The organism is Myxococcus llanfairpwllgwyngyllgogerychwyrndrobwllllantysiliogogogochensis (assembly GCF_006636215.1).
GTDB lineage: Bacteria > Myxococcota > Myxococcia > Myxococcales > Myxococcaceae > Myxococcus > Myxococcus llanfairpwllgwyngyllgogerychwyrndrobwllllantysiliogogogochensis.
This window is the reverse complement of record NZ_VIFM01000577.1, coordinates 1-780: the sequence shown is the minus strand read 5'-3', so window position 1 is coordinate 780 and position 780 is coordinate 1. Positions and strand designations below refer to the sequence as shown.

Below are 780 nucleotides of genomic sequence, written 5' to 3'. Positions count from 1 at the left end.
GGTGCGCACGTCCACTCTGGCCGCCTACGAGCACCAGGACGTCCCCTTCGAGAAGCTTGTCGAAGAACTCCAGCCTCAGCGTGACCTGAGCCGCTCACCGCTCTTCCAGGTCACCCTCACCCTTCAGAACGCTCCTGAAGGAGAACTCAAGCTCCCCGGCATCACGCTGGGCGCGCTGCCGCCGAGCATCGAGTCCTCGAAGTACGACATCAGCCTTCTGCTCGAGGAAGGCATCAATGGCTTCGCGGGTGTCTTCAACTACAACACCGACCTCTTCGACGCGGCGACCATGGAGCGCCTCTCGCGTCACTACGCGGTGCTGATTGAGGCGCTGACTGCGGCCCCCGATACCCAGCTTGGCCTGATCCCTCTGCTCACGTTGGCGGAGAAGCAGCAGGTCCTCGCGGGTTGGAATGGCGTTGTCAGTGATTACCCGCGCGACGCATCCATCCCTTCGCTCTTCGCTCAGCAGGCCGCGCGTACGCCTGATGCCGTCGCCGTTGTGTCGGGTGAGGAGTCTGTCTCCTACGCCCAGCTCGACTCGCGCTCCAATCAGCTCGCCCATTACCTGCGCACTCTCGGCGTTCTTCCCGGCTCTCGCGTCGCCGTCCGTCTCGACCGCTCCGCTGACCTCGTCGTCTCCCTCCTCGCCATCCTCAAGGCCGGCGCCTCCTACGTCCCCCTCGACAAGGCCTGGCCCTCCGACCGCCTCGCCTTCGTCCTCCGCGAGTCCTCAGCCGGCGTCGTCCTCTCTCACTCCGACGTCGTCGATGACCTGCC

At 65.1% G+C, this 780-nt stretch carries 1 protein-coding gene; it reads left to right on the top strand.

Going from position 1 to position 780, the window contains the following annotated elements; all coding sequences use genetic code 11:
* A partial coding sequence (locus tag FJV41_RS49420; RefSeq protein ID WP_141649540.1) for an AMP-binding protein occupies window positions 1–780 on the top strand: 780 nt, incomplete at both ends.